The following is a 25819-nucleotide window of genomic DNA, read 5'->3' on the forward strand; positions in this document are numbered from 1 at the left end:
CTTGCGCAGGCTCGGATGTTGTTGGGGCGGTTGAAATAGATTTCTTCTACACCCTCTTGGCGACGCAAAAGAAGGTAGGTGCGCCGCCGGGCGCACACCCCGGCCTCCGCCCTTCAAAAGAAAACAGAAGCATCCACAGCCACAAAGCCGCAAAGCTCAAAAAAACAGATCAGCCCACCGTATCCCGGCTAACCCCAGCCGTCTGGCTGAACCCACCATCCACATACGTGATCTCAGCCGTCATCCCCCCGGCCAGATCCGACAGCAAAAACGCCGCCACATTTCCCACGTCCTCAATGGTCACATTGCGGCGCAATGGAGAAGAGTCCGCCACCATCGACAGCAGCTTGCCAAAGTCCTTGATCCCGCTGGCAGCCAGCGTCTTGATCGGCCCGGCGCTGATGCCGTTCACACGCATGCCCTTGGGCCCCAGCGCCTCGGCCAAATAGCGCACGCTGGCTTCCAGGCTTGCCTTGGCCAGGCCCATGGTGTTGTAGTTGGGGATGGTGCGCAGCGCGCCCAGGTAGCTCAGCGTGATCAGCGACGATTTTTCGTTGAGGTAGGGCAGCGCCGCCTTGGCCATGGCCGGGAAGCTGTAGGCGCTGATGTCGTGCGCGATGCGGAACGACTCGCGCGACAGGCCTTCCAGGAAGTCGCCGGCGATGGCTTCTCGCGGAGCAAACCCAATGCTGTGCACAAAGCCATCGAACTTCGGCCACACCTGGGCCAGTTCGGCGAACATGCGGTCGATCTGCTCGTCGCTGCCCACGTCGCAGTCGAAAATGAGCTTGGAGTCAAACTCGGCCGCGAAGTCGGTGATGCGGTCCTTGAAGCGCTCGCCCACGTAGCTGAAGGCAAGTTCTGCGCCCTGCGCGTGGCAGGCCCGGGCGATACCGTAGGCGATGGAGCGGTTGGACAGCACGCCCGTGATGAGCAGCTTCTTGCCGGTCAGAAAACCCATGGTTTGTTCTCCTGTGGAATTGGGGGAATGAATGGCGATGCAGGGCCGGGGGTATTCACCGCGTATGGATATGCGCTATCCGCTGCAGGGCCGGCCGAACGTAGTGCAGAATTGTCGCATGCGGTTTTGGCTCACTTTTTTGCTGATGGGTTGTTGCACGGCACCGGCCTGGGCCGCGCACGGCTATGCACTGTGGGGTGACCTCAAGTACCCAGCCGGCTTTGCCCACTTCGACTATGTGAACCCCGATGCACCAAAGGGGGGCGAGCTGCGCATGGTGAGCAACCTGCGCTACTCCACCTTCGACAAGTACAACCCCTTCACCATGAAGGGGTCGCCGCCGGCCTACCTGTCGGACCTGCTGTTCGAGACACTGCTCACCGGCTCCATGGACGAGACCGCTTCGGGCTACGGCCTGCTGGCCGAGGACGTGGACGTGGCGCCCGACCGGCTCAGCGCAACGTTCCGCCTGCGGGCCGAGGCACGCTTTCACGATGGCAGCCCCGTGGAGGCGGCCGACGTCAAGCACACCTATGAGACGCTGATCAGCCCCCAGGCCTCGCCTGGCTACGCCACCTCGCTGCAGGAAGTTGCCGGCGTGGACGTGGTCGACAAGCGCACGGTGCGCTTTCGCTTCAAGCTGCCCAACCGCGAACTGCCGCTCACGGTGGGTAGCCTGCCCATCTTCAGCCGCGCCTGGGGCCGCCAGGCCGATGGCAAGGCCAAGCGCTTCGATGAGGTCGTGACCGACACGCCCATCGGCAGCGGCCCGTACCGCATCGGTCAGGTGGCCTTCGGGCGCGACATCACCTATGCGCGCGACCCCAATTATTGGGGCCGCAACCTGAACGTGAACAAGGGCGCGTTCAACTTCGACAACATTACCGTCAAGATCTACAAGGACAACACCGCCCGGCTGGAGGCCGTGAAGGCCGGCGAGTTCGACTTCATGACCGTGTACTCGGCAGGCGATTGGGCGCGCCGCATCAACGGCAAGCTGTTCAAGCAGGGTGTGCTGGTCAAGAAGGACATGAAGCACCGCCTGCCTGCGGGCTTTCAGAGCTATGTGCTCAACACCCGCCGGCCCATGCTGAGCGACCCGCGTGTGCGCGAGGCGCTGGGACTGGCCATCGACTACGAGTGGATGAACCGCCAGATGTTCTACGGCGGCTACCCGCGCGTGACCGACCTGTTCGGCAACACCGACTGCCAGGCCACCGGCACCCCCGGCCCCGAGGAGCTCAAGCTGCTGGAGCCCTGGCGTGGCAAGGTGCCTGAGGCTGTGTTCGGCCCCATGTACCAGCCGCCGGTGACCGAGGGCGAAGGCCATTCGCTGCGCGAGAACCTGCGCCGCGCCCGCCAACTGCTGGTCGATGCGGGCTGGACCTACCGCGACGGGGCCCTGCGCAACGCCAAGGGCGACCCCATGGTGATCGAGTTCCTGGACAGCAAAGAGGGCGGTGCCCGCACCGTGACCCCCTGGGTACGCAATCTGGAAAAGCTGGGCGTCACCTTGCGCTTTGCCACGGTGGACTATGCCCTGTACCAGCAGCGCCTGGACAAGTTCGACTTCGACATGATCAGCCTGGCGTTTCAGGGCACCTACAACCCGGGCCAGGAGATGCAGGAGTACTTCGGCAGCAAGCGCGCCGATGTCGAGGGCGCTGGCAACTACACGGGGGTGAAGAGCCCGGCCGTCGACGCCATCGTCACCAGATTGACGCGCGCCGACACCAAGGCCGAGCTGCTGCCCGCCTGCCGCGCGCTGGACCGCTTGATCATGCACAGCCACTACCTGATCCCGCAGTGGACCCTGTCGTCGCACCGCGTGGTCTATAACCAGCAGCGCTTGGCCTACAAGGAGCCCATGCCCCCCTATGCCAAGGCAGAAGAGTGGCTGATGTTCTCCTGGTGGAGCATCATCAAGCCATGATGGCCCAGCCCCCGATGCAGCCCTGACCCCTGGAGCCCAGCCACACGCCATGCTTGCCTACATCGCCAAACGCCTGCTGCTCATGCTGCCCACCCTGTTGGGCGTATTGCTTTTGACCTTTGCGGTGATCCAGTTTGTGCCTGGCGGCCCGGTGGAGCAGTACATGGCCGAGGCGCGCGCTGCAGCAGGCAAGGGGCGCGGTGCGGAAGGCGGCGGCATGGTCTACCGAGGTGACCAGGGTGTGGATCCCAAGCGGGTGGAGCAGATCAAGGCGCTCTATGGTTTCGACAAGCCCGCGCACGAGCGCTTCTTCATCATGCTGGGCCAGTTTGCGCGCTTCGACCTGGGCAAGAGCTTCTTCCAGAACAAGAACGTGTGGGAGCTCGTGAAGGAAAAGCTGCCTGTCTCCATCAGCCTGGGGCTTTGGACCTTTTTCATCAGCTACCTGGTTGCCGTACCGCTGGGCGTGGCCAAGGCGGTGCGCGCGGGCTCGCGCTTCGACCTGGTGACCACGCTGCTCATCCTGGTGGGCTATGCCATACCGGGCTTCGTGCTCGGGGTGGCGCTGCTGGTGATTTTTGGCGGGCAGCTGCAATGGTTCCCGCTGCGTGGACTGGTGTCGTCCAACTGGGACCAGATGACCTGGGGCGCGCGCATCGTCGACTACCTGTGGCACATCACCCTGCCGGTCACGGCCATGGTGGCCGGCAGCTTTGCGGTGACGGCCATGCTCACCAAGAACGCCTTTCTCGAAGAGATTCGCAAGCAGTACGTGCTGACGGCGCGGGCCAAGGGCCTGTCGGAGCGGCAGGTGCTGTGGAAACACGTGTTCCGCAACGCGCTGATTCCCATCATCACCGGCTTCCCTGCCGCCTTCATCGGAGCCTTTTTCGCCGGCTCGCTGTTGATCGAGACGCTGTTCTCGCTCGACGGCCTGGGCCTGCTCGGCTACGAGAGCGTGATCCGCCGCGACTACCCCGTGGTGCTGGGCACGCTGTACCTCTTCACCCTGATCGGCCTGGTCACCAAGCTCATCAGCGACCTGTGCTATGTGTGGGTTGATCCCCGCGTGAAGTTTGACTGACCGCATGAACCTGCCCTCTGCAAGTCCCTCCAGCAGCACCGCAGCCGCCATGCCGGTTGCCCCGCCAGCCGCCTCAACGGCCCCCGTGTCCCTTTCTCCCTCGCGCCGGGCCTGGCTGCGCTTCAAACGCAACCGCCTGGGCTTGTGGAGCCTGGTGATCTTCTGCGTGCTGGTGGTCATCAGCCTGGCGGCCGAGCTGGTCAGCAACGACCGGCCCCTGATCGTGCGCTACGAAGGGCAGACCTACTTCCCCATGCTCCAGACCTACCCCGAAAAGACCTTCGGTGGTGATTTCGAGACCCCCACGGACTACCTGGACCCCTTCATTCAGCAGCGCTTGAGCGCCGGCAGCAACTGGGCGCTCTACACCCTTATCCCCTACGGGCCCACCACCCTCAATTACTTCGCCAAGGAGCCCAATCCATCGGCCCCCACGCGGGACAACTGGATGGGCACCGATGACCGCGGCCGGGACATGGTGGCCCAGTTGCTCTACGGCTTTCGCGTCAGCGTGCTGTTCGGCCTAGCACTGACCTTCATCGGCACCGTGCTGGGCATCATCACCGGCGCGATCCAGGGCTTCTTCGGCGGCAAGACGGACCTGGCGTTCCAGCGCTTCATCGAGATCTGGGGCTCCATGCCGGAGCTGTACCTGCTCATCATCTTCAGTGCGCTGTTTTCGCCCAGCATCTCGCTGCTGCTCATCCTGCTCTCCCTGTTTGGCTGGATGGGCCTGTCGGACTATGTGCGCGCCGAGTTCTTGCGCAACCGACAGCTCGACTACGTGAAGGCCGCGCGCGCCCTGGGTGTCAGCAACGCACAGATCATCTGGCGCCACATCCTGCCCAACAGCCTGACCCCTGTGGTCACTTTTCTGCCGTTTCGCATGAGCGCCGCCATTCTGTCGCTCACCGCCCTCGACTTCCTGGGCCTGGGTGTTCCACCCGGCACGCCCAGCCTGGGCGAGCTGCTGAGCCAGGGCAAGAACAACATCGATGCCTGGTGGATATCGCTGAGCACCTTTGCCGTGCTGGTGATCACCCTGCTGCTGCTGACCTTCATGGGCGATGCGCTGCGCGACGCCCTGGACCCGCGAAAGGCCGACAAGTGAGCGCCGCATCCAGTCCAGGCATGGCACCTTCGGGCCCTTTGCTCGATGTGCGCGATCTCCATGTGCACTTCGGCACCAAGGAAGTGGTGAGCGGCGCCAGCTTCACCATCGCCCCCGGCGAAAAGCTCGCCCTGGTGGGCGAATCGGGCTCGGGCAAGACCATCACCGCGCTGAGCCTGCTGCGCCTGGCGGGCGATGCCCGGGTCAGCGGCCAGGCGCTGCTGCGCGGGCGCGACCTGCTGGCGCTGAGCGAGCGTGAGATGCGCGGCGTGCGCGGCGGCGAGATCGCCATGGTCTTCCAGGAGCCCATGACGGCGCTGAACCCGCTGATGACCATAGGCCAGCAGATCGCCGAGATCCTGCAGCTCAAGAAGGGCCTCACGGGCGCGCAGTGTGCCCAGGCCGCCATCGAGCTGCTGGCCAAGACCGGCATCCCGGAGCCTGCGCGCCGGGCCAATTCTTTCCCGCACCAGCTCTCGGGCGGGCAGCGCCAGCGCGCCATGATCGCCATGGCCCTGGCCAGCGAGCCGCAACTGCTGCTGGCCGACGAACCCACCACTGCGCTCGACGTGACCCTGCGCGGCCAGATCCTTGACCTGTTGTCCGACCTGCAGCGCCAGACAGGCATGGCCGTGCTGCTCATCACCCATGACCTGAACCTGGTGCGCCGCTTTGCTGACCGCGTGGCCGTGATGGAGCAGGGCGTGCTGGTGGAGCAGGGCGCCGTGGCCGAGGTGTTCGGTGCGCCCCAGCATGCCTACACCCGCAAGCTGATGCAAAGCCAGCCCCAGCGCGACGTGACCGAAATCGCACCTGCGCCCGGCACCCCGCCCGTGCTGCAGGCCAGCGACCTGCGTGTGGTCTACCCCACGCCACTGCCTGGCTTGCGTGGCTGGTTCAAGAAGGGCGAGTTCGTGGCCGTGCAGGGCGCCAGCCTGGCGCTGCCACCCGGCCGCACGCTCGGGGTAGTGGGTGAATCGGGCTCGGGCAAGTCCACCCTGGCCCAGGCCATTCTGGGGCTGCTGCCGTTTGGCGGATCGCTGCAGGTGGCGGGGCAGGGCTGGCAGGCGCCGGCCATGCGCAACTCGCCGGCCAACCAGCAACTGCGCCGCAAGGTGCAGGTGGTGTTCCAGGACCCGTTCTCATCGCTGTCGCCACGCCTCACGGTGGAGGAGATCGTGGGCGAAGGCATGCGCGTGCACGAGCCCACGCTCAGCGTGGCCGAGCGGCGCACCCGCGTGGAGGCGGCCCTGGCCGAGGTAGGCCTGGCCGAGGCGCAGTTCCCTGGCCTGCTGGCCCGCTACCCGCATGAATTCTCGGGCGGGCAGCGCCAGCGCTTGGCCATTGCGCGCGCCCTCATCGTGCAGCCGCAGCTGCTGGTGCTCGACGAGCCCACCAGTGCGCTCGATGTGACCATCCAGCAGCAGGTGCTCAAGCTGCTGCAGCGCCTGCAAAAGGAAAAGGGGCTGAGCTACCTGCTCATCACACACGACGTGCAGGTGATACGCGCCATGGCGCACGAGGTGCTGGTGATGAAGGACGGCAACGTGCTCGAAAGCGGCCCCGTGGGCCAGGTGCTGGATGCACCGCAGCACCCCTACACGCAGCGGTTGGTGGCCTCTGCCGGGCTGGACTGATACGGATTTGCCTTCAACCGGCTAGCGTCGTTGGGTCGCCTTGCCGTGCTATGGCACTGTCTGCGGCTTACCGCCTAGCTATCCGATTGAATGCAAATCCGTATGAGGTTCGCGTGCGCGCACGCGGTAGCCGGCCGACAGCAGGTGCAGGTCCCAGCGCTGTTGCACCGCACCCCATATTCCCTTGGGCAGGAACAGCGCAAACAACATGGCGACGGCCCCCAGCCCGATGAGGTAGGCCACGCCCTGGCCGCCCCACCAGGTCTCCACCGCAAAGAACAGCAGCGCGCCCAGGATGGGGCCTTCCATGGTGCCGATGCCGCCCACCAGCACCATGAAGATCATGTAGGCCGTCCATTGCACGCTGAAGTACGTTTTGGGCTGAAAGCTGATCGACGTGGCCAGCCACAGCCCCCCGGCCAGCGCGCAGCCGAACGCCGACAGCACGAACACCAGGCGCTTGACGGCCACCACGCGCACGCCGATGGAGATGGCCGCCGTCTCGTTGTCGCGGATGGCCTGCGCCGCCGTGCCCACCTTGCTGCGCAAGAGCAGGAACACGGCCCCGCACAGCCCCGCCATGGCCGCCAGCGCCGCCCAGTAGGTATAGGCACGCCGCTCGCCCGCAGCGTACTGCTGCAGCGCAATCATGGAGATACCGGTTTCGCCCTGCACCAGGCTGTCCAGGTTCACGCACAGGTGCGCGAGCGCGGCCACCACCCACATGCCGATGGCGAACTCGCCGCCCTGCAGGCGCAGCATGAAGGCCGCCAGCGGCACCGCCACCAGCGCCACCAGCACGGCACCCAGCAACAGCGCGGGGTACGGGCCCAGGCCTGCATCGGCCAGCCGGACCATGGCGTAGGCACCGAGCCCGAAGAATGCCTGGTGGCCAATCGACACCAGCCCGGCATAGCCCGCCAGGGCGTTCCACATCACCGCCAGGATGACGTAGATGAACAGCGTGGTGAGCCGGTCCACCGTGCCCGCCTGCAGCCACAGCGGACCCAGAAAGAGCACGGCCAGCAGCGGCACGGCGGCCCCGGCGCAGACAGCGGATGTACGCGTCCAGCGCTGAATGGTCCAGGCGGGCTGGCCCACGGGTGCAGGAGAAGGGGAACTCATAGGGAGGCTCATGGTGTGGGCTGACGGCGGGTGGAAAAGAAGCTGCGCAGTGCGCCGCTCGCGCAGAGCCGGGCCAGCAGGATGGCGAGGAAGGTGGCATGCCCGGCGATCAAAAAGCCCTGGGGATGCACCTGCGCCCCCAGGTTCTGCGCCACGCCCAGCACCACGCCGCCCAGCAGCGTGCCCCACAGCGAGCCCGCGCCGCCGATGATCACGGCCTCGAACGCAAAGATGAGCTGCTGTGGCCCCGAGAACGGGTCGAACGTGGCCCGCATGGCCAGCGATGCCCCGGCCAGGGTAACGGTGACCATGGTGATGGCCGAGGCCGCTGCAAACACGGCCCCGGTGTGCACGCCCACCAGGCGTGCGGTGTCGGCGTCTTCCGAGGCCGCGCGGATCTGCCGCCCCAGCGCCGTGTGCGCCAGCATCGCGTGCAGTCCGCCCAGCAGGGTCACCGCAAACACCAGCACCATGGCGGGCAGTTGCCCCACGTAGATGCCGCCGGGCAGCTCCCAGCTGTCGTAGGCCAGCGTGCCGATGGCGGTGGCCAGCGAACGGGTGTCGGCGCCGAAGTGCTGGAACAGCAGGTTGTCGATCACACTGGCCAGGCCGAAGGTGGCGAGCAGGGGCACCAGTGCCCCCAGGCGTGCGCTGCGCTCCAGCACCAGCCGGTGCAACACCCAGCCCAGCAGCGCCATGGCGGGCAGCACCGCCAGCAGGGCCAGCAGCGGGTGCCAGCCCATGGGCTCGGCCAGCAGCCACAGCAGGTAGGCGGCCACCACGGCCAAGCTGCCATGGGCCAGGTTGATGATGCGCATGACCCCGAACATGAATGACAGCCCGCAGGCCAGCAGGGCGTAATAGCCCCCCAGCAAGAGGCCCTGGATGATCTGGTTGAGCAGGTTCATGCGGCCACCTTGTAGAGGTTGTCGGCAGACGCCTCGCCTGGGCTACCTGCGTGGTGAACGGTGCGCGCGCTCTCAGGCCGCTGCGCACCGAAGTAATGCGCGGTGATCTGCGCACGCGAGAGTTCGGCCGCAGGCGCATCGGCCACCACGCGGCCTTCAAGCATGCAGACGATGCGGGTGGCAACGGCCTGCACACGCTGCAGGTCCTTCTCCACCAGCACCAGGGGGGTACCCTGTCCCACCACGCCGCGCAGCGCGTCGTACACACCTTGCACGGCCAGGGGCGACAGGCCTAGTGATATTTCGTCGAGCAGCAGCAGGCGCGGGTTGGTCATCAGCGCGCGGCCAATGGCCACGGCCTGCTGCTGCCCGCCCGACAGCTCGCCCGCCCGCGCATGCAGCTTGGGCTGCAGCTGGGGGAATGCACCGAGCACCGTGTCCAGCGTCCAGGGCCCGCGCCGGCCGGCCGCCCGCGCCACCAGCAGGTTCTCGCGCACCGTCATGCCGGCAAACAGGCGCCGCCCTTCGGGCACCAGGGCCAGCCCCCGGGCCACGCGCTGGTGGGCGGGTAGGCAGGTGATGTCCTCGCCGTCCCACCGCAGCGTGCCGCTGCTGGCGCGGTGTGCGCCGGCCACGGTGCGCAGCAATGTGGTCTTGCCCGCGCCGTTGGCGCCGACCAGGGCCAGGATGTCGCCCGGGTGCACCTGCAGCGACACGCTGCGCACGGCAGGCAGTTGCCCGTGGTGGGCGTCCACAGAACCGATGTCCAGAAGGGCGCTCATGCCGCCACCCCGCCCAGATAGGCCTCGACCACCGTGGCGTCGGCCAGCACGGCCTGCGGATCGCCACTGGCGATGACCCGGCCGCCCTCCATGCACACCAGGCGCGTGGCCACCTGCAGCAGCACATGCACGAGGTGCTCTATCCAGACGATGGCGATGCGGTGGCTGCGGATGGCGCGCACCAGGTCCACCAGTTCGCTCGCCTCGGCATCGGTCAGGCCGCCGCCGATCTCGTCGAGCAGCAGCACGGTGGGCTGTGTGGCCAGCGCGCGCACCAGCTCCAGCCGCTTGCGGCCCAGCAGGCCCAGGGTTTCCGCGCGGCGGTTGGCCAGTGCCCCCATGCCGCACAGGTGCAGGGCCTCCATGGCCCGGTCGCCCGCATCGCGGGCGTTCAGGCCGGCGCCGTGCGTGGCGGCGGCCAGGACGTTCTCGAACACCGTCATGCCCAGGAACGGTCGCGGCACCTGGTGGGTGCGCGCAATGCCTGCGCGGCAGCGGTCTGCCGCGCCCCAGGCGCCCACGTCCACCCCCTTGAACCAGACGGTTCCCTGGCTGGGCGCATGCGCCCCGGCCAGCACGTTCAGCAGCGTGGTCTTGCCCGCACCGTTGGGCCCGACGATGCCCACGGCCTCATCGGCGCCCACGGAAAAGTCCAGCCGGTCCAGCACCTTTAGCGCGCCAAAGCGCATCCCTATGCCCTGGGCATTCAGCAGCAACGGGCCGCCCGCAGGCAGGCCTCGTGGTTGTAGATGTGCCATGGCCGCTCAGCTGTAGGACTTCAGGGCCGCCGCGACCGGAATGCTGCGGTCGTTGGCGTTCTCGGTGATGCTGATGTCCAGCTTGAACTTGCTGCCCTGCGCAGGTTTGACCCACTGCGCACCCACCACCGGCGTCACCGACACGTTGGGCACGGGCCCTTTGGCAAAGTCCACCGGCCCCTGCATGGTGGTGGCCCTGAGCGTGCTGATGGCACGCGCCAGCGCTGCCTTGTCGCGCGGGTTGGTGCTGGCCTTCAAGGCCTCGCTGCCCGCATCGAACAGCGACATCGTGGAGCCCAGCATCTGCGTCCACTGCTTGCCCGTGGCAGCCTCGTAGGCATCGGCCAGTTGCACCCCGGTGAGCCCGGTGAGCGGCGATGCATAGGGAAAGGTCTTGTGCCAGAAGCACCCCGCGCCCAGGTTCACCGCCAGCGGGCCCAGGGCCTCCACCTGCGAGGGCACGAGGCCGGTCTTGGCGATCTGCGCGATCTTCACCATGCGCGTGTAGCCCTGCTGGGCCGCCTGCCGCCAGAAGGTGGCGAAGTCCGGCGGAATGGGGAAGGTGTTGAAGACCTCGCAGCGCTCGGCCTTGAAGCGCGCTATCTGCGCAGAGAAGTCGGTGGTGCCGTTTTCATAGGGCCCTGCGTCCACCACAGTGAAGCCGGCCTTGCTGAGCTCGGGCGCCAGCGTGGCGCGGATGGCGTTGCCGTCGGCGTCGTTGGGGTAGAGCACGCCGATCTTCCGGTTGGTGGGCACCAGGGAGAACTGCGAAAGGTAGGACTTGGCGAACCCGCCACCGCCGAACGAGAAGTGGTAGGTCCACTTGAAGGGCGAAGGCGCGCCGGGCTTGGCGCCCCGGCCGAAGTACCAGGCCTCCCACGGCATCACGGTGGACAGGCAGGGCACGCCCGCCGCCTCGCACGCATCCGACACCGGGTTCACCGTCTCGGGCGTGGTGGTGGTGAGCATGAGGTCGATCTTGTCGTTGTTGATCAGGCCCTTGGCCAACTGGCTCGCGCGAGCCGGGTCCGACTGGGTGTCGCGGTCCAGGATCTCCACCGCGTATTTCACACCGCCGATGGTCAGGCCTGCGGCCAGGGTCTTGCGCACCTGCGCCAGGATGAAGCTGTCGGTCTCGCCCAGTGCGCCCAGCGGCCCGGTGCGGGGGCTGATGAAGCCCACCTTGAGCACGGGCGCCGCAGCGGCCGCCTGGGCCCACAGCGGGCCGGAGCCCAGCGTCAGGCTGCCGGCACCCGCCGCAGTGATCAAGTCACGGCGCGAGAGTTTGCGGGGCGTGGCCGTCTCGGCGGCCACGGGGAAGGATGGAAGTGTATTTTTCATGGTGATTTCTCAGAGAGTGGTCGTGGGGTTCAGAAAGGCACGGTGGTCTTGAGCCAGAACTGCGAGCCCTGGGCGCGGTTGCGCACACCGAACTCTCTCTCGAGCTTGGCGGTGATGAGCCAGCCCTTGCCGTCGGCGTAGCGCACGGAAGGCCCGATCGACTGGCTGCGGCCACGCGAGCCCGCCAGGGCCACGCCGCCCACCTTGTCATCGCTCCATTGCCGGTACAGGTAGCCGCCCACGCCCAACACCCAGCCATTGCCCAGGCCCCAGCCTGCGGCGTAGTCCACGATGAGCTCGCGGCCCGAGCGGTAGTCGGTGTCGCTGTTGGTGCGGTTGAAGTTGAGCGTGGCCTTCACATCGCCGTTGAAACCGGCGGGGTCCGTGAAGGTCAGCACACCCAGGGGCTGCACCGACAGGTAGTTGTGGCCAATGTTGGCTTGGCGCGTGCGGTCGTAGGCCCCGGTGGGCAGCACGGCGTCCAGGCCCAGCACGCTGTGCAATTGGGCCGAGTGGTGCCAGGCCACCCCAGCGCCCACCGTCACGTCGCCCAGGCCGGTGCGCGAGTCGCTTGCGCCGCCGGCCCGCACCGACAGGTCCACCAGCGGCAGGATGGCGTGCGCGGTCACCTGGCCGCCCAGCGCCTGCTGCAGTGTGATCCAGATCAGGCGCGTGGCCGCTGCCGCCGCGCGCACCTTGAAGCCGGGGATGGGCAGGGCATTGCCCTGGCCATCGTTCACGCGGCTGGTGGTGTAGTAATTCAGGTACTCCAGCACATACAGCCCGGGCGGCGGGGCAGCACCGGCTATGAAGTTCTCGGTGCCCAGCGGGTAGGTGGAGCCCCCGCCTTCGGTGGCCAAGGCGGCCGTCGACAGGGCACCGGCCAGGGCCAGTACCGCCAGGCGGGAAGAGGGGTGTTGCGTTGTCATGCTTGTCTCCTTGTTGAATTCATTTTTTGGGGGGCATCAGGGCGCCAACAGCTCGGGCACTTCAATCCAGGCGGGGGTGGCGATGTACCAATGGCCTTGCTGCAGCCTGAGCGGCAGGGCCGTGCGGTTGGGGTTGTGGGCCCGGCGGTTGCCGATCTCGAACGGCATTCCCAGCAGGGGATGGCTGGTGGGCGGCATCTGTTGCAAGGCACGGGTCACCGTCTCCCGGGTGATGGGGCCCTCGATCTGGCGCAGGGCCCGCACCAGGATCTGGGCCGCCACATAGCCACCCTGGGACAGAGAGCTCAGCGGCAACCGGGCCTCCTGCATCAGGCGCCGCCAGTCCTGGGACGGCAGCGACCGGCTCTTCCACGGCTCGAACTCGGCCATCACGTACACCGTGCCGTCGTGCGCCGCCAGCGCCCGGGCCACCCGGTCGGTGTAGGCCGGGGTCAGGTAGATGAAGGCCATGCCGCGCCCTCCCAGGGTATGCACGGCCCCGCTCCAGCGCAGCACGGCGTCCTCGTGCCCGGTGAAGACCACGGTGTCGCACCCCTGCCCCTGCAAGGTCCTGAGCAGGGGCGCAGGGTCCTGCTCCGGCCCCAGGGTCTGCAGCAGCGGCACCTCCATGGCTTTCGCCTTGGCGAGGCGACGGAGGGCCTGCCGGTAGCCCTCCACCATGCCCGGCAGATCCAGCGCCACCGCGCAAAGCCTGGTGCTGCGCAGCGTGGTGCGGGCGAACAGCACGGCGCTGGCCAGCCCGACATAGGGCCCGTTGTTGAGCGGCACCACATGCGACGACCTGAAGCAGGCGGGTGCGACCGATGCGCCCTGCAGCGACATCAGCCGGCCGGCCTCGTAGCGGGAGGCGTTGGCCGCGCAGTCGAGCAGCCCGGAGCTGCCCGCCAGGGCCACCACCTCGGGGTCGTTGATGAGCCGGCCCGCAGCGGCCGCCGCCGTGGCAGGCGTGCTCCCTTCGTCGAGCGAGAGGTATTCGACGCGGCGGCCCCGTATGCCCCCGGTGGCATTCACCGCGTCCAGATAGGCCCTGGCCGCCTGCGACGACTCCGGGAAGGCATGGGGCCCACTCAGGGCGCTCACCGCACCCACCTTGATGGGGCGGTGCGTCTCCTGTGCATGGGCTGCGGGCAGCAGCAGGGCGCCGCACAGCAGCACCGCAACCCCTGCGCTGCGCAGGCTCGCGCCCCGGCCGGTGCCGGTAGGTCGTGTCGTCATGGTCAGTCCTTGGGGAAGCCAGTGCGCCGTCGCATCACGCCGCGCTGCTGCGTTGGCGTGCGGCCATGAAGCGCCCGGCCTGCTCCAGCGACGCCAGGGCTTCATCGAGCACGGGCGCAAACAGCTGCCAGCAGTGCACCATGCCGTCCCACACCGTGCATTCGACCTCCACCCCCGCCGCCTTCAGGCGCGCTGCCATGGTCACCGCGTCGTCGCGCAGCCGCTCCCGGCTGCCCACCTGCAGTTGCACGGGCGGCAGGCCCTGCAGTTCGGCGCTGTAGAACGGCGTGACGGTGGGTGAGCGCACATCGCCACCGGGCACATACATGGCGTTGAAGAAACCCATGAGCTCGCGGGTGATGAACGGGTCATCCACCGTGCGGTGCGACTCGCCCTCGGATGCCTGATCAAGGGCCGGTGACAGCGCCACGATGGCCGCCGGCAGGGGCAGACCCTGGTTGCGGGCGTGCACCGCGGTGGACAAGGCCAGGTTGCCGCCTGCGGAGTCGCCCGCCAGCGCAATGGCCGACGCGGCGTAGCCGTTGGCCAGCGCCCACTTGTAGGCCGCCAGGGCATCGTCGTGCGCGGCGGGCGCCGGGTGCTCCGGGGCCAGCCGGTAGTCCACGTTGAGCACCCGGGCCCCGCTGAATTGCGCGAGGTAGGAGCACAGCGCCCGGTGCGAGGCCAGCGAGCCAAACACGAAGCCGCCCGCGTGGTAGTAGATGATGAGCTTGCGCGGGTCGGCCTGCGGCGTGCCCAGCAGCTCTGCCGCCATGGTGCCGCCCGCGCCGTTGCTGATCTGCAGGGGCGTTGCCTGCAGCCCGGCGGCTGTGGGCATCTGGGAGTTGCTGGCGTCAAACCAGGCGCGCAGTTGCGCGGGGCTGGCCTGTGCTGGTGGCGGGTTCTGCGCGGCCATCTGCAGGATGGCGTCCAGCTGTTGTGCGGACATGGGCAATCCCCTCGCTCAGAGATAGGTCGAGGCCAGCCCGCCATCCACAGGCAGGTTGATGCCACTGACCCAGCGCGCCGCGTCGCTGCACAGGAAGGCGATCACGGGCGCCACCTCGTCGCTGAAGGCGGGGCGCTTCATGCGGTGCGCGTCTTTCTCCACGCGCTCCTGGCCCAGCATCTGCACGAAGTCGCCCAGGATGGGGGTGAACACCGGGCCCGGGGCCACGCAGTTCATGCGCACCCCGCGCTCCATGAAGATCTTCTGCGACTGGGTGGCGCTCCAGACGATCAGCGCCTCCTTGAAATACTGGTAGCAGGTCTCCTGGGGCACCGGGTGGCTGGCGAGCCACTGCGCGCCCGCCTCGAAACTGGCGATGGCGCCCAGGGCGCGGTGCTGCGCCAGCCGCTCGGGCCACTGGGCGCCCAGGATGGAGGCGATGTGGACGATGGAGCCCCCCTCGGGCATGCGCTCAAGCACGCGCTGCGTGAGATGGCGCAGCCCCAGGTAGTTCACCCGGCCTACCAGTTCGGCGGGCGCTGTGCCGGGCACGCCGGCAATGTTGGCCAACGCGTCCACCTGTGCGGGCAGTTGCGCCACGGCGATGTCGATGGCCGCGGGGTCGCCTAGGTCCACCTGGATGAAGCCGTCCAGGGTGAGCGTGGGTGCGTTGCGGTCCATGCCGACCACGCGGGCGCCCTGCTGGCGCGCCAGCTTGGCGAAGTCGGCGCCAATGCCCGAGCAGCAGCCCGTGACGACGATGGTCTTGTTGTGCAATGCCATGAATTTGTCTCCTGTGGATGTTTTTTGGGGGAAGCCGTTGCCGTTCTGTCGGTCAGAAAGGGAAGGGCGGCGGTGCGTCCTTGATGGTGATCCACTGCCACTGCGTGTACTCATCCATGTCGGCCGGCCCGCCCACGCTGCCGCCGTTGCCGCCCAGGCCGGGGCCGCCGAAGGGGTTGGTGCAGTCGTCGTTCACGGTCTGGTCGTTGATGTGGACCATGCCCGCGCGCAGGCGCTGGCCGATGGCCATGGCGCGGCCCACGCTGGGGCTGATGACAGCGGCCGACAGGCCCCCCTGGCTGGTGTTGGCCAGGGCCACGGCCTCATCGTCCGTGCGGAAGGTGACGAGGTTGGCCACCGGGCCAAACGGCTCTTCGTCGAACGAACGGATGCCGGGCCTGACGCCCGAGAGCACCGTGGGCTGGTAGCACAGCCCATGGTAGGTGCCACCCGCTTCGAGCCTGGCGCCCTGCTGGATGCTGTCGTGGATCACCCGGTCAAAGCGTTCGAGCTGCTTCGCATCGATCATCGGCCCCAGGGCCACCTGGCCGCTGGCGCCGTCGCCCACGGGCAGGTGCCTGGCCTTGCCCACCAGGCGCTGCAGGATGGCGTCGGCAATCGACTCGTGCACCAGGATACGGTTGGCGGCCATGCAGATCTGGCCCTGGTGGAACCACGCGCCGAAGGCTGCTGCGCTGGCGGCAGCATCGGGGTCTGCGTCTTCCAGGATGATGAGGTTGTTGGCCCCGCCCAGCTCCAGCGACACCTTCTTGAGGTGCTGCCCCGCCAGCGCGCCGATGCGGCGGCCCACGGCGGGCGAGCCGGTGAAGGCGATCATGGGCACGCGCTCGTCCACCACCAGCGCCTCGCCCGCAGCCGCGTCGCCCGGCAGCACCTGCAGCAGGCCGGCGGGCAGCCCGGCCTCTTCGAACACCCGGGCCATGATGAAGCCACCGCTCACGGGGGTGCGCGTGTCCGGCTTGAGCACCACGGCATTGCCCAGCGCCAGGGCCGGGGCCACCGAGCGCAAGCCCAGGATGAGCGGAAAGTTGAAGGGCGAGATCACACCCACCACGCCATGCGGCATGCGCCGTGCAATCGACAGGCGGCCCGGGGTGCTGGGCAGCACCTGGCCCTGGGCCTGCATGGGCAGGCTGGCGGCCAACTGGCACAGGGTGATGGCCTCGCGCACCTCGTGCTGGCCCTTGGCCAGGATGCCTCCGGTTTCGCGGGCAATGGCCAGCGCCAGTTCGTCAAAGTGCTGCTGGAACACGGCGGCCGCCCGGTGGAAGATGGCGGCGCGCTCGCGCGGGCCCAGCGCTGCCCAGGCCGGCTGCGCCCGGTGCGCCAGGCCGATGGCTGCCTGCATGTCCTGCGCATCGGCAATGCCCACGCGTCCGAGCACCTGGCGCGTGGCCGGCTCCACCACGTCGCGCACCTCCTTGAGCGCCGTGGCCCATGCCCCGTCGAAGGCCTTGCCCGCCCACAGGCGGTTGTCCAGCAGGCCTGGTTTTTCTGAAACACCCATTGCATTGCTCCTTGGTTGAAAGAATCGGCGCGCACTGTGGCGGCAACTGCACAGGGAGTTGCAACGGGCGTACCAGCCCTCTGGGCAAGGCGGCCGAAAACAGCCTCTGACACCTGCTTTTTGAGAGGCGCGGCTACGGACTTTCCCTAGGCCACCAAGCGCCCGGAGTGGGCGACTTTTTGCGCAAAAATAGTTACTATCAATAATCAGTTTGGGCAATGGCAATTGCTCAAATGATCACTTTTCGATCACTTCCTGGTAACCACCATGTCAAGACGCCGTGTCTCCCTGGCCGACCTGAACCGCAGCACCGCCACCGGCAATGCCGAGGGATTGCCGGGGCCTGCGCTGCCGGGCGCGCTGGGCGGGTTTGACACCGTGGGCGTGAGCCAGCATGCCCACCCCACGGTGGCGGACATCAGCGAATGCCTGTTCTTCTCGCCGGGAGACGGACGCATCTGGCTGCAGGACCAGCGCATGATCCTGCTGCACTCCGAGGCCCTGGGCTCGCTCAGGCGCGAGCTGATCGACAGCATTGGCCTGGACAAGGCGCGCGGCCTGCTCACCCGCGCCGGCTACGTCGGTGGCGCGCGCGATGCGCGCATGGTGCGCCAGCAGTGGCCCGACGCCGATCCCCCGGCCGCTGCCATCGCCGGCACCCGCCTGCATGCGCTGGAAGGGGTGGTCCAGGTGGAGGTGGTCCACGTGCGCTACGACGCCGAGACCGGTGACTACGAAGGCGAGTTCATCTGGCACAACTCCAGCGAGGACGACGAGCATATCGCCGCCTATGGCGTGGGGGGGTCTCCGGCCTGCTGGATGCAGGTGGGCTATGCCACGGGCTATGTGAGCACGCTGTTTGGCCGCATGGTCGTGTTCCGCGAGGTGGAGTGCCGCTCGTCGGGCTCGGCGCACTGCCGCGTCATCGGCAAGTCGGCAGAGCGCTGGGATGACCCCGGGCAGGACCTGTTCTACCTGAACGCGCAGGACTTCGTGGGCACCCCGCCCGCTGCGGCCCGGGCGCCATCGCGCAAGGGCACCCTGGGGGCTTCGCCGGGTTCGGTGGCCTTGGCTGGGGCTCCCGCCGCCGATGGTGCCACCATGGTGGGCGCCTCATCGGCCTTCAATGCCGCCTGCCACATGCTGCAACGCGTGGCGCCCACGGCTGCCACCGTGCTGTTCACCGGCGAGTCCGGCGTGGGCAAGGAGATGTTTGCCAGCATGCTGCACCGCATCAGCCCGCGCCAGGCCCATCCCCTGGTGGCGCTGAACTGCGCCGCGATCCCCGAGACACTGGTCGAGTCCGAACTGTTTGGTGTGGAGCGCGGCGCCTATACCGGCGCCGGGGCATCGCGGCCCGGGCGGTTCGAACGCGCCCACGGCGGCACCCTGTTCCTGGACGAGATCGCCACCCTCAGCCTGGTGGCCCAGGGCAAGCTGCTGCGGGCCCTGCAGGAGGGAGAGATCGAGCGGGTGGGCGGCACGCGCACCATCACGGTGGACGTGCGCGTGGTAGCCGCCACCAATGTGGACCTGCGCCAGGCCGTGCGCGAGGGCACTTTCCGCGAAGACCTGTACTACCGGCTCAACGTCTTTCCCATCCACCTGCCGCCGCTGCGCGACCGGCGCGATGACATCCCGCTCTTGATGGGGCACTTTCTCGCGCACTACCAGCGCAAGCACCGGCGCCAGGGCCCGGGCTTCAGCCAGGCGGCCGTGAAGGCCATGTTCAACTACCCTTTCCCGGGCAACATCCGCGAGTTGCAGAACCTCATCGAGCGCAGTGTGATCCTCGTCAACGATGGCGAACCCATCGCGCCCCACCACCTGTTCAGCAGTGGCGAGCAGCCCGGCACCGGCGTGATGTCCCTGCAATTGGGCGCCGACAGCATCGCAACCCTGCACATGCCCTCGGCGGGGGGCAGCGCCCCGGCAACCCAGGCCGCTGCAGCGGCCATGCCCGGGGTGGCCCCGCTGCACCAGGCCGAGGCCCAACTGCTGCGCCAGGCACTGCACAGCGCCGCCGGCAATGTGGCCTCTGCCGCCCGCCTGCTGGACATCAGCCGCGCCACGCTGGCCTACCGCTTGCGCAAGTTCGGCATTCCTGCGGGTCGATCCTGAGGGATCAGGCGTAGGTATCGAGCTGGCTGCCCAGGCTGGTGGAGGCCTGGGTTTCGGTTTTGGCGCGCTGCTCGCGTGCGGCCTGGGCTGCCACCTCGGCCTTCTGGGCCTGTGCGGCCTGCTGTTCCTGCTGCCGCGCGCGCTGGATGGCAGCGATCTGCGCCTGCACCATCTGGATCTGGGCCTGCAGCAGCTTGACCTTCTCCTTCTTGGCCTTGGCGTCCATGTCGGAGGTGGCCACGTTCTTGAGTTCTTCGGTCAACGACTGCAGCTGCTTTTGCAGCTTGCCGATCTCGCTGCCGCCGCCGCTGCTGGACGAAGACACCTTACCGGCCGATGATGAGGAGGAGACTTGCATGCCTCCCTTATCGGCAGGGTGGGCGCAAAAATTTAGTGCGGTGTGGGGTCTCTCAACTCTTCGATGGGGCTGCCGGAGCCTGGCCATCCTGCGCCACCCACAGCACTTTGTCCACCTGCACCCCGAGTGCCTGGGCCTTGGCCAGCAGTTGCTCGCGCACGCCGGGCGGCAGTGTCTTGGTGCGCGACAGGATCCAGAAGTAACCCCGGTTGGAGCCGACCACCATGGACCACTGGTAGTCTGGGTCCAGCGCCACTACGTTGTAGCCGCCGTAGAAGGGGCCGAAGAACGAGACCTTGAGGGCGCCCTTGTCGGACTCACCGGCAAAGCGGGCCTTGCCCTCGGCCTCTTTCCAGCGATCCCGGCCGGGGTCGAAGCCGCGGTTGATCACCTGGATGGTGCCGTCCGGGTTGGGGAGGTAGTTCGCCGTGGTCTGCTGCAGGCCGCGCTCGAACGAATGGTCCAGCCGGGCCACCTCGTACCACTGGCCTGCATAGCGCTGCGCGTCGAAGCCTGCCACCGGCTCAATACCGGCGGGTGGGTGCGTGGAGCAGGCCGTGAAGAACAGCACCGCGCCCAGTGCCAGCACGCCAATGGTGTTGGGCAGGAAGCGGCGGCCGGCAGAGCGCGCCGCACCGGTGCGGGCAGCGGTGGCGGCGTGCTGTGGATGTTGTTCTGGCGTGTCTCGCATGGCTCGCAGTTCAATCGTGTCAGGCATGGTGTTGTCCCTGGCTGAGGGGTTCGTCGCAGTCCTTGGCATGTGCCGGCCATTGGGGCGGGCGCTGCCTGTTCTGCGGCGGTGTAGTCAATGTAGTGAGGGCGGTGGCCGCCGCGTGTAGGCGCGCGCTGGCATCACCTGTCGGCGAGAAGGGGGCTGCGCGGCGATGCTGCGCAACCTCCTGGTCACCGCCGCGCATCACACCATGGGGCGGCGCCGTTGCAGGTGGGTGGGCTGGAAGTCCGCCGGCGTTAGTGCCACAAAAGTCACGGTTTGGCGGCAGGAGTGGGGCGGCCGTACTGCCCGCGCAATCCCCGCGCCTGCTGGCACAGAACTTGAAGGCTCCCAGGGGGCAGGGCACTGCAGGGTAGAGTGGCACCAACCCTGTGCCGCCTGGCGCGCCCAGTTCTGTTCCCCCGCTTGCATGAGGTCCTTCGCATGACGACATCCACCGCCACCGTCCCGGGCACAGCGCCCACCGACCCCGCCAAGGGTCCGCCCCCCGTGGTCGACCACCTGCGGTTTCTGCGCAAGCATGAGCATCTGTCCCCGACCTTCGGCAACGACGGTTTTGCGCGCAAGGCCGAGGCCTTTGCACGCGTGTTCGGAACACCCAAATTCCTGGCTGCGCAAACCGCGTTCGTCGTCGTGTGGATAGTGATCAACCTGACAGGGGTCGCGAAATTCGATGCCTACCCCTTCATCCTGCTCAACCTGGCGTTCAGCCTGCAGGCGGCCTATGCCGCGCCCCTGATCCTGCTGGCGCAGACGCGCCAGGCCGAGCGCGACAAGGCGCTTGCCGATGCCGATGCCCAGCACCGTGAAGACCTGGCCCGGGCCACCGAGCAGCGCCAGGCGATTGCCACCCAGAACACCGCCCAGTTGATCGATTTGCTGGAGCAGAACACCCGCCTGACCGAGATGACCAAGAAGCTCAGCGAGCGCATCGAAACCCTCACGGTGGAAATGCACCACCGCATGCACTACGTGCCCGCCCTCGCGCGGGCCCAGCAACAGGCCGACCAGCCGGGCATCCAGCAGTCTGGCGGGCCCGGCAGCAGCTATGGCGGCAGCGGTGAGGGCGGTCCGCGCCAAGGATGAAGGACCACGCCATGTTCGCTCGCTACCCGCTTCCTGCCACCGATGGCGCCACAGCCCTCGACACGGCTTGCGACCTGCAACTGCTGCAGGCCCACTCCGTGCCCGGGCGGCCTCTCACGCTGCTGTACGTGGGGCCGGAGCGCACGCTGATCGTGCCGGTGGACGCCGCCGGCGCTGCCCCGCATGGTGCCGCGATCACCCTGGCCCTGGGAACCCACCGGACCGCCCGGGCCTTCTTCCGCCGCGACATACCCACCCCGTTGGAGCTGGAAAACGCCATCGCCAGCGTCGAAGACGAGGTCTACCTGGCCCACCGGCAGTACGCTGCGCAGGGCAATGCATCGGGTACGGCCTGGTGGTCCACCGACGCGCATCTGGTGGCCCTGGCCGGACTGGCCGGCGTGCCGCTTGCACCCACCATGCTGCTCACGCTGGAGGCCATGGAGCGGCTGTTCCAGCGCCTGGCCGCCGTGTCCGAAGGCCGGCCCGCTGCCAGCGAGGGCCTGCCCGAGAGCGTGGAGTTCGCCACCACCTTGCTGCTGCTGCGCGAGCTGATGCACCACATGCCATTCGGGCCGTTGCATCTGGTGGCGCGGTAGCCTTGACAGGCCGCTACGGCACCCGAACGAAGTACTCCTTGAACTCCCATCGGGTGATGATTGCGTAGTAGCGCTCACCTTCACAGCCCAGTTTCGTGTCAACGTCTTCACCCAGCAGCTGCCTGGTCAGGACCATCCAATCCGGACCCCGGCTCTTGATGCGATAGGCATTGAACTGCAAGGGTTGTGCATCCGTTTCGTCCTCGAAATAGGATCCGTGGTTTCGAGGGCCGAAGATGACGACCAGCTTTCCAAAGAAGTTGTTTTCGAAAAGCGTCTTGGCCTTGTCGGAAACGTCGGGATGCTTGCGCATGTCTTCCAGCGTCAGTGCTTCATGGGATTTCCACAGGCCAAGAAAACAAGCTGGTGGTCCTTCAGCTTCAGCCCAAGCGATCGAATGGCCGAACAGTAAGGTAAGCATCAAAAGGGCAGAGCGCATCAAATGGGTCACAGGTCCTGTCAGTACTTGATTATTGTCAGTTCGTCTTCTGTGGATTCAATGGCTCCGTAGCTACTTGCTCTTTGCCCCCTGTGCCCGCCACTCCCGCGGCGCCTGCCCAAAACGCTCCTTGAACGCCCGGCTGAAATGCGCCGCGTCGTTGAAGCCCCAGCCGAACGCGATCTCCGCCACCGAGGTCTTCGTGCGGCGTGCATCCAGCAGCTCGCGGCTGGCGCCATCCAGGCGCTGGCCCCAGAGGTAGTGCGATGGTGACTGCGGCTCGGCCTTGAACAGGCGGTGCAGGTGGCCGCTGGACATGCCCAGGTCGGTGGCCACGGATTCGATGGTCAGCGCCGGGTCGCGCAGCCGGCCGTCGATGTGCCGCTTGATGCGCGCCACATGGTAGGCACCCATGGTCGAGGGCTCGGCCCGGCTGCAGGCGGGCAGCGACTGCAGGCCGGCTACCAGCACGCTGATGACGCCGCTGGCCACGGCGGCGGCCGAGGCGGCGGGCAGGGTGTCCACCTCGCCGCGCAAGGCGGTGACCATGCTGGCCATCAGGTGCCCGGCCCCGCTGCGGCCCGAGACGGTGGTGGCCGTCAACTGCTCGGTACCCGCCACCAGCGCACGCAATTGCTCGCCGCGCAGCTTGAGCACGATTTCCTCGAAGTCCTCGCTGAACTGCAGGGTGTAGGGCCGCGTGCTGTCGTACAGCGCAAAGTCGCCGGGCGCCACGGCCGCGTCGCGCCCGTCCTGGGAGATGACGCCGTGGCCCTTGGTCTGCAGGCTCACGATGAAGCAGTCGTCCGTGGCGCGTGAGATGAAGCTCGGCGTGCGCACCACGCGCTGCGCGCAGGAGCGCACCACCGACAGGTCCAGCCCCGGCAGGTGGTGGCTTTGGATGGAGCCGCCAAAGCGGTCGCCACGCGGCGCATCGCATTCGAGCTGCACGTAGGTGGTGCAGATCATGTCGGTCCAGTAGGCCAGCCGGTCGCGCGGGGCAATGGGGTCGGTACTCAAGAGTTGGCTCATGGCGGGGTCTCAAGCGGGCATGGGGAGGAAGGGAGCGGAAGCACCCATCATCCTCCGGGCGCGCCCATTCTTCAAGCAAGGCCTATGCCGGTTAACCCCAGGTGGCGAGTCTGGATCAAGCCTGGGGAGACTTTCAGTCAAGTCGCCGTCCGCGTGGCTTTGCGGCAAGAGCCGCGAGACCCACAGGCAAGACGGCGCGCGGCTTAGGCCCGAGCATTCGGGAACCGCAGCAGGCATTGCCCGCGCACGGCCCCAGCCCCCCTTCAACTTGATCGACAGGACCCATCCATGCCCGCCACCCTCCACCCCAAGCTGCGCGTAGCCGCCGTCCAGGCCGCGCCCGTGTTCCTCGACCTCGACGCCACCATCGACAAGACCATTGCGCTGATGAAGGAGGCGGCCAGGCAGGGCGCGCAACTCGTGGCCTTCCCCGAAACGTGGATCCCCGGCTACCCCTGGTGGATCTGGCTCAACTCGCCCGCCATGGGCATGCAGTATGTGCAGCGCTACAACGACAACTCGCTGGTGGTCGGCTCGGCCGAGTTCCAGCGCCTGGCGCAGGCCGCACGCGACATCGGTATCTGGATGTCCACCGGTTACAGCGAACGTGCCGGCGGCAGCCTCTACATCGCCCAGGCCCTGTTCGACGATCAGGGCCGCGTGGTCAAGACGCGGCGCAAGCTCAAGCCTACCCACGTGGAGCGCACCGTGTTCGGTGAGGGCGACGGCAGCGACCTGGCGGTCATGCCGACCGCCATCGGCAATGTCGGCATGCTCGCCTGCTGGGAGCACCTGCAGCCCCTGAGCAAGTACGCCATGTACGCGCAGAACGAGCAGATCCACATCGGCGCCTGGCCCAGCTTCTCTTTGTACCGGGGTGCGGCCAACGCCCTGGGGGCCGAGGTCAACAATGCCGCAAGCCAGATCTACGCGGTCGAAGGCGGCTGCTTCGTCGTCGCGCCATGCGCCACCGTGTCAAAGGACATGCACGCTATGCTCTGCACCGACGATCTGCAGCGCCAGCTGCTGCTCGAAGGCGGCGGTTTTGCGCGCATCTACGGCCCTGACGGCGCATTGCTAGGTACACCGCTGGGCGAGAAGGAAGAAGGCCTGGTGATTGCCGATATCGACCTGGGCACGATCTCCCTGGCCAAGACCGCCGCCGACCCTGCCGGCCACTACGCCCGGCCCGACGTCACGCGGCTGCTGCTCAACCAGACGCCGGGCGACCGTGTGGTCTCGCAGGTACCCGCCGGCATGGCGGCAGCGGCGGCCAATGAAGCCAGCGCCGAGCCCGCACCCGTGCTGGCCGAGTCCTGAGCATTGCGCACCGGAGCCGCGCCATGGAATCCGCCATCCCCACCCACCTGCAATGCCCGCGCCTGCGCCACCGCAGGGTGCCCGACGACTATGTGCCGCCATACCCCGCCACCGTGGCGCGTTACCACCCAGAAGTCACGCGCGTGGTCATGGGCTACTTCGGCATCCAGCACCGGGCCGACGCACCGGCGCCGGCATTGGCCGCCCGGGCGCTGCACTGCATCACCGAGGCCTTTGCCGCAGCCAACGGCCCGGGCCACTGGGACCGCGCGCAGTGCGTGGACCAGGCGGGCTACCTCAACACCATCACCATCGGCTACTGGGACGATCCGACCACCTACGCGGCCTGGTTTGCCGAGCACGGCGAGCGCTGGGCATCCGGCGCGTTCAACGAGCCCGGGCTGGGCCTGTTCACCGAGGTGCTGCAGCCCGCGGTGGACCGCTTCGAGACGCTGTTTTCCAGTGATGGGATCGAGGGCGTGGCCGGTGTATCCGCCGGCCTGGGTGAACCCATCCAGGAGCACGCTTACTGGGGCGGCATGCGCGACCGCCTGGCCCTGTCGCAGACCGACGGCATGTCGCCGGCCGGGGCGCCGAAGGTGGTCACCGAGGGCCTGCACCAGCGCGTGCTGCCGCACGAGAACCTGTGCCTCATCCGCTCCGGCCAGGACTGGACCAGTACAGAGGGCGATGAGCGCCGCATGTACACCGAGGAGGTCGAGCCCGTGCTGCGCGCCGGCATGGATTTTCTGCAGGACCAGGGCCGCCAGGTGGACTGCTATGCCAACCGTTACATGGCCGTGGTGGACACTGCCGGCAAGCCCACGGACAAGAGTTTCGGCATGGGCTGGTGGCGCAGCCTGGCGGCCCTTGAGCGCTGGGCCGAATCGCACCCCACGCATGTGGCCATCTTTGGCGCGGCCATGAAGTACCTGGGCACCATGGGCCCGGCGGCGCAGCTCAAGCTCTACCACGAGGTCACGGTGGCCACGGCGGCGGAGCAGTATTTCGAATACTTCAACTGCCACCCGCGCACGGGCATGCTGGGGGCGGAAGGGTAGGCGCT

The 25819-nt window shown here is 67.6% G+C and carries 24 protein-coding genes; 9 read left to right on the plus strand and 15 right to left on the minus strand.

Features of this window, described 5'->3' with window-relative positions; all coding sequences use genetic code 11:
* Positions 1 to 169: 169 nt before the first annotated feature.
* Positions 170 to 961, minus strand: a complete 792-nt coding sequence (fabI, locus tag ASE28_RS24440; RefSeq protein ID WP_057268836.1) for an enoyl-ACP reductase FabI — start codon at positions 959 to 961, stop codon at positions 170 to 172.
* Positions 962 to 1079: 118 nt separating this feature from the next.
* On the opposite strand from fabI, the gene ASE28_RS24445 reads away from it, so the two are divergent.
* Genes ASE28_RS24445 through ASE28_RS24460 form a run of 4 tightly spaced genes read left to right on the plus strand, consistent with a single transcriptional unit; the run spans position 1080 to position 6726 of the window.
* On the plus strand, positions 1080 to 2894 hold the full coding sequence (locus tag ASE28_RS24445) for an extracellular solute-binding protein (protein ID WP_057268837.1): 1815 nt from the start codon (positions 1080 to 1082) through the stop codon (positions 2892 to 2894).
* A gap of 49 nt (positions 2895 to 2943) precedes the next feature.
* On the plus strand, positions 2944 to 3978 hold the full coding sequence (locus ASE28_RS24450) for a microcin C ABC transporter permease YejB (protein ID WP_057206956.1): 1035 nt from the start codon (positions 2944 to 2946) through the stop codon (positions 3976 to 3978).
* Between the two features lie 4 nt (positions 3979 to 3982).
* A complete protein-coding gene (locus tag ASE28_RS24455) occupies positions 3983 to 5089 on the plus strand; it encodes an ABC transporter permease (RefSeq protein WP_057206954.1) in 1107 nt (368 codons plus the stop codon).
* Between the two features lie 20 nt (positions 5090 to 5109).
* Positions 5110 to 6726, plus strand: coding sequence for an ABC transporter ATP-binding protein (locus ASE28_RS24460; protein WP_057206952.1), 1617 nt, complete (start codon positions 5110 to 5112; stop codon positions 6724 to 6726).
* A 78-nt stretch (positions 6727 to 6804) separates the two neighbouring features.
* Here the strand turns inward: ASE28_RS24460 and ASE28_RS24465 are convergent, their stop codons facing one another.
* The 10 genes from ASE28_RS24465 to ASE28_RS24510 are packed head-to-tail and all read right to left on the minus strand — an operon-like array spanning position 6805 to position 17065.
* Positions 6805 to 7851 carry a branched-chain amino acid ABC transporter permease gene (locus tag ASE28_RS24465; protein WP_057268838.1) on the minus strand — a complete coding sequence of 349 codons (1047 nt, stop codon included), beginning with the start codon at positions 7849 to 7851 and terminating at the stop codon, positions 6805 to 6807.
* Positions 7852 to 7859: 8 nt separating this feature from the next.
* Positions 7860 to 8759 (minus strand): branched-chain amino acid ABC transporter permease, encoded by a 900-nt coding sequence (locus tag ASE28_RS24470; protein WP_200961185.1) that lies wholly within the window; start codon positions 8757 to 8759, stop codon positions 7860 to 7862.
* Positions 8756 to 9541 (minus strand): ABC transporter ATP-binding protein, encoded by a 786-nt coding sequence (locus tag ASE28_RS24475; RefSeq protein ID WP_057268839.1) that lies wholly within the window; start codon positions 9539 to 9541, stop codon positions 8756 to 8758. The genes ASE28_RS24470 and ASE28_RS24475 overlap by 4 nt, the downstream gene beginning before the upstream one ends.
* Positions 9538 to 10299: an ABC transporter ATP-binding protein gene (locus ASE28_RS24480; protein WP_057206946.1), complete on the minus strand. Its 762-nt coding sequence runs from the start codon at positions 10297 to 10299 to the stop codon at positions 9538 to 9540. Before ASE28_RS24480 ends, ASE28_RS24475 begins: the two co-directional genes overlap by 4 nt.
* Before the next feature lie 6 nt (positions 10300 to 10305).
* Positions 10306 to 11640, minus strand: coding sequence for an ABC transporter substrate-binding protein (locus ASE28_RS24485; RefSeq protein WP_057206944.1), 1335 nt, complete (start codon positions 11638 to 11640; stop codon positions 10306 to 10308).
* A 29-nt stretch (positions 11641 to 11669) separates the two neighbouring features.
* Positions 11670 to 12569: a transporter gene (locus ASE28_RS24490; protein WP_057268840.1), complete on the minus strand. Its 900-nt coding sequence runs from the start codon at positions 12567 to 12569 to the stop codon at positions 11670 to 11672.
* A gap of 36 nt (positions 12570 to 12605) precedes the next feature.
* A complete protein-coding gene (locus ASE28_RS24495) occupies positions 12606 to 13805 on the minus strand; it encodes an ABC transporter substrate-binding protein (RefSeq protein WP_057268841.1) in 1200 nt (399 codons plus the stop codon).
* 34 nt (positions 13806 to 13839) lie between these two features.
* Complete coding sequence (locus tag ASE28_RS24500; RefSeq protein WP_057268842.1) at positions 13840 to 14754, minus strand: alpha/beta hydrolase; 915 nt, start codon at positions 14752 to 14754, stop codon at positions 13840 to 13842.
* A gap of 15 nt (positions 14755 to 14769) precedes the next feature.
* Positions 14770 to 15537, minus strand: a complete 768-nt coding sequence (locus ASE28_RS24505) for a coniferyl-alcohol dehydrogenase (protein ID WP_057268843.1) — start codon at positions 15535 to 15537, stop codon at positions 14770 to 14772.
* A 52-nt stretch (positions 15538 to 15589) separates the two neighbouring features.
* Positions 15590 to 17065: a benzaldehyde dehydrogenase gene (locus ASE28_RS24510; RefSeq protein WP_057268844.1), complete on the minus strand. Its 1476-nt coding sequence runs from the start codon at positions 17063 to 17065 to the stop codon at positions 15590 to 15592.
* 267 nt (positions 17066 to 17332) lie between these two features.
* On the opposite strand from ASE28_RS24510, the gene ASE28_RS24515 reads away from it, so the two are divergent.
* On the plus strand, positions 17333 to 19186 hold the full coding sequence (locus tag ASE28_RS24515) for a sigma-54-dependent Fis family transcriptional regulator (RefSeq protein ID WP_057268845.1): 1854 nt from the start codon (positions 17333 to 17335) through the stop codon (positions 19184 to 19186).
* Between the two features lie 4 nt (positions 19187 to 19190).
* Here ASE28_RS24515 and ASE28_RS24520 read toward each other — a convergent pair whose 3' ends face one another.
* Together ASE28_RS24520 and ASE28_RS24525 are read right to left on the minus strand one after the other, a co-directional pair.
* On the minus strand, positions 19191 to 19544 hold the full coding sequence (locus ASE28_RS24520; RefSeq protein WP_082604452.1) for a FlxA-like family protein: 354 nt from the start codon (positions 19542 to 19544) through the stop codon (positions 19191 to 19193).
* Between the two features lie 52 nt (positions 19545 to 19596).
* On the minus strand, positions 19597 to 20262 hold the full coding sequence (locus ASE28_RS24525) for a lipocalin family protein (RefSeq protein ID WP_082608242.1): 666 nt from the start codon (positions 20260 to 20262) through the stop codon (positions 19597 to 19599).
* A gap of 438 nt (positions 20263 to 20700) precedes the next feature.
* Between ASE28_RS24525 and ASE28_RS24530 the strand changes: the two genes are divergently transcribed.
* Positions 20701 to 21363, plus strand: a complete 663-nt coding sequence (locus ASE28_RS24530; protein ID WP_082608243.1) for a DUF1003 domain-containing protein — start codon at positions 20701 to 20703, stop codon at positions 21361 to 21363.
* A gap of 11 nt (positions 21364 to 21374) precedes the next feature.
* Positions 21375 to 21962, plus strand: a complete 588-nt coding sequence (locus ASE28_RS24535) for a hypothetical protein (RefSeq protein ID WP_157422112.1) — start codon at positions 21375 to 21377, stop codon at positions 21960 to 21962.
* 13 nt (positions 21963 to 21975) lie between these two features.
* Here the strand turns inward: ASE28_RS24535 and ASE28_RS24540 are convergent, their stop codons facing one another.
* Entirely contained in the window at positions 21976 to 22413 is a 438-nt protein-coding gene (locus tag ASE28_RS24540; RefSeq protein ID WP_157422113.1) for a hypothetical protein, read from the minus strand.
* A 60-nt stretch (positions 22414 to 22473) separates the two neighbouring features.
* Positions 22474 to 23433, minus strand: a complete 960-nt coding sequence (locus ASE28_RS24545) for a helix-turn-helix domain-containing protein (protein WP_057206925.1) — start codon at positions 23431 to 23433, stop codon at positions 22474 to 22476.
* A gap of 288 nt (positions 23434 to 23721) precedes the next feature.
* On the opposite strand from ASE28_RS24545, the gene ASE28_RS24550 reads away from it, so the two are divergent.
* Together ASE28_RS24550 and ASE28_RS24555 are read left to right on the plus strand one after the other, a co-directional pair.
* Positions 23722 to 24753, plus strand: coding sequence for a carbon-nitrogen hydrolase family protein (locus tag ASE28_RS24550; RefSeq protein WP_057268847.1), 1032 nt, complete (start codon positions 23722 to 23724; stop codon positions 24751 to 24753).
* 23 nt (positions 24754 to 24776) lie between these two features.
* Positions 24777 to 25814 (plus strand): phenylacetaldoxime dehydratase family protein, encoded by a 1038-nt coding sequence (locus tag ASE28_RS24555; protein WP_057268848.1) that lies wholly within the window; start codon positions 24777 to 24779, stop codon positions 25812 to 25814.
* The last annotated feature ends 5 nt before the right edge of the window (positions 25815 to 25819 follow it).

Source organism: Acidovorax sp. Root219 (assembly GCF_001428665.1).
Classification (GTDB): Bacteria; Pseudomonadota; Gammaproteobacteria; order Burkholderiales; family Burkholderiaceae_C; genus Acidovorax.

Excerpts from the sequence above, each read along its gene's own strand:
- fabI (WP_057268836.1), bottom strand. The coding sequence starts at position 961 with ATGGGTTTTCTGACCGGCAAGAAGCTGCTCATCACGGGCGTGCTGTCC.
- ASE28_RS24445 (WP_057268837.1), top strand. The coding sequence starts at position 1,080 with ATGCGGTTTTGGCTCACTTTTTTGCTGATGGGTTGTTGCACGGCACCG.
- ASE28_RS24450 (WP_057206956.1), top strand. The coding sequence starts at position 2,944 with ATGCTTGCCTACATCGCCAAACGCCTGCTGCTCATGCTGCCCACCCTG.
- ASE28_RS24455 (WP_057206954.1), top strand. The coding sequence starts at position 3,983 with ATGAACCTGCCCTCTGCAAGTCCCTCCAGCAGCACCGCAGCCGCCATG.
- ASE28_RS24460 (WP_057206952.1), top strand. The coding sequence starts at position 5,110 with ATGGCACCTTCGGGCCCTTTGCTCGATGTGCGCGATCTCCATGTGCAC.
- ASE28_RS24465 (WP_057268838.1), bottom strand. The coding sequence starts at position 7,851 with ATGAGTTCCCCTTCTCCTGCACCCGTGGGCCAGCCCGCCTGGACCATT.
- ASE28_RS24470 (WP_200961185.1), bottom strand. The coding sequence starts at position 8,759 with ATGAACCTGCTCAACCAGATCATCCAGGGCCTCTTGCTGGGGGGCTAT.
- ASE28_RS24475 (WP_057268839.1), bottom strand. The coding sequence starts at position 9,541 with ATGAGCGCCCTTCTGGACATCGGTTCTGTGGACGCCCACCACGGGCAA.
- ASE28_RS24480 (WP_057206946.1), bottom strand. The coding sequence starts at position 10,299 with ATGGCACATCTACAACCACGAGGCCTGCCTGCGGGCGGCCCGTTGCTG.
- ASE28_RS24485 (WP_057206944.1), bottom strand. The coding sequence starts at position 11,640 with ATGAAAAATACACTTCCATCCTTCCCCGTGGCCGCCGAGACGGCCACG.
- ASE28_RS24490 (WP_057268840.1), bottom strand. The coding sequence starts at position 12,569 with ATGACAACGCAACACCCCTCTTCCCGCCTGGCGGTACTGGCCCTGGCC.
- ASE28_RS24495 (WP_057268841.1), bottom strand. The coding sequence starts at position 13,805 with ATGACGACACGACCTACCGGCACCGGCCGGGGCGCGAGCCTGCGCAGC.
- ASE28_RS24500 (WP_057268842.1), bottom strand. The coding sequence starts at position 14,754 with ATGTCCGCACAACAGCTGGACGCCATCCTGCAGATGGCCGCGCAGAAC.
- ASE28_RS24505 (WP_057268843.1), bottom strand. The coding sequence starts at position 15,537 with ATGGCATTGCACAACAAGACCATCGTCGTCACGGGCTGCTGCTCGGGC.
- ASE28_RS24510 (WP_057268844.1), bottom strand. The coding sequence starts at position 17,065 with ATGGGTGTTTCAGAAAAACCAGGCCTGCTGGACAACCGCCTGTGGGCG.
- ASE28_RS24515 (WP_057268845.1), top strand. The coding sequence starts at position 17,333 with ATGTCAAGACGCCGTGTCTCCCTGGCCGACCTGAACCGCAGCACCGCC.
- ASE28_RS24520 (WP_082604452.1), bottom strand. The coding sequence starts at position 19,544 with ATGCAAGTCTCCTCCTCATCATCGGCCGGTAAGGTGTCTTCGTCCAGC.
- ASE28_RS24525 (WP_082608242.1), bottom strand. The coding sequence starts at position 20,262 with ATGCCTGACACGATTGAACTGCGAGCCATGCGAGACACGCCAGAACAA.
- ASE28_RS24530 (WP_082608243.1), top strand. The coding sequence starts at position 20,701 with ATGACGACATCCACCGCCACCGTCCCGGGCACAGCGCCCACCGACCCC.
- ASE28_RS24535 (WP_157422112.1), top strand. The coding sequence starts at position 21,375 with ATGTTCGCTCGCTACCCGCTTCCTGCCACCGATGGCGCCACAGCCCTC.
- ASE28_RS24545 (WP_057206925.1), bottom strand. The coding sequence starts at position 23,433 with ATGAGCCAACTCTTGAGTACCGACCCCATTGCCCCGCGCGACCGGCTG.
- ASE28_RS24550 (WP_057268847.1), top strand. The coding sequence starts at position 23,722 with ATGCCCGCCACCCTCCACCCCAAGCTGCGCGTAGCCGCCGTCCAGGCC.
- ASE28_RS24555 (WP_057268848.1), top strand. The coding sequence starts at position 24,777 with ATGGAATCCGCCATCCCCACCCACCTGCAATGCCCGCGCCTGCGCCAC.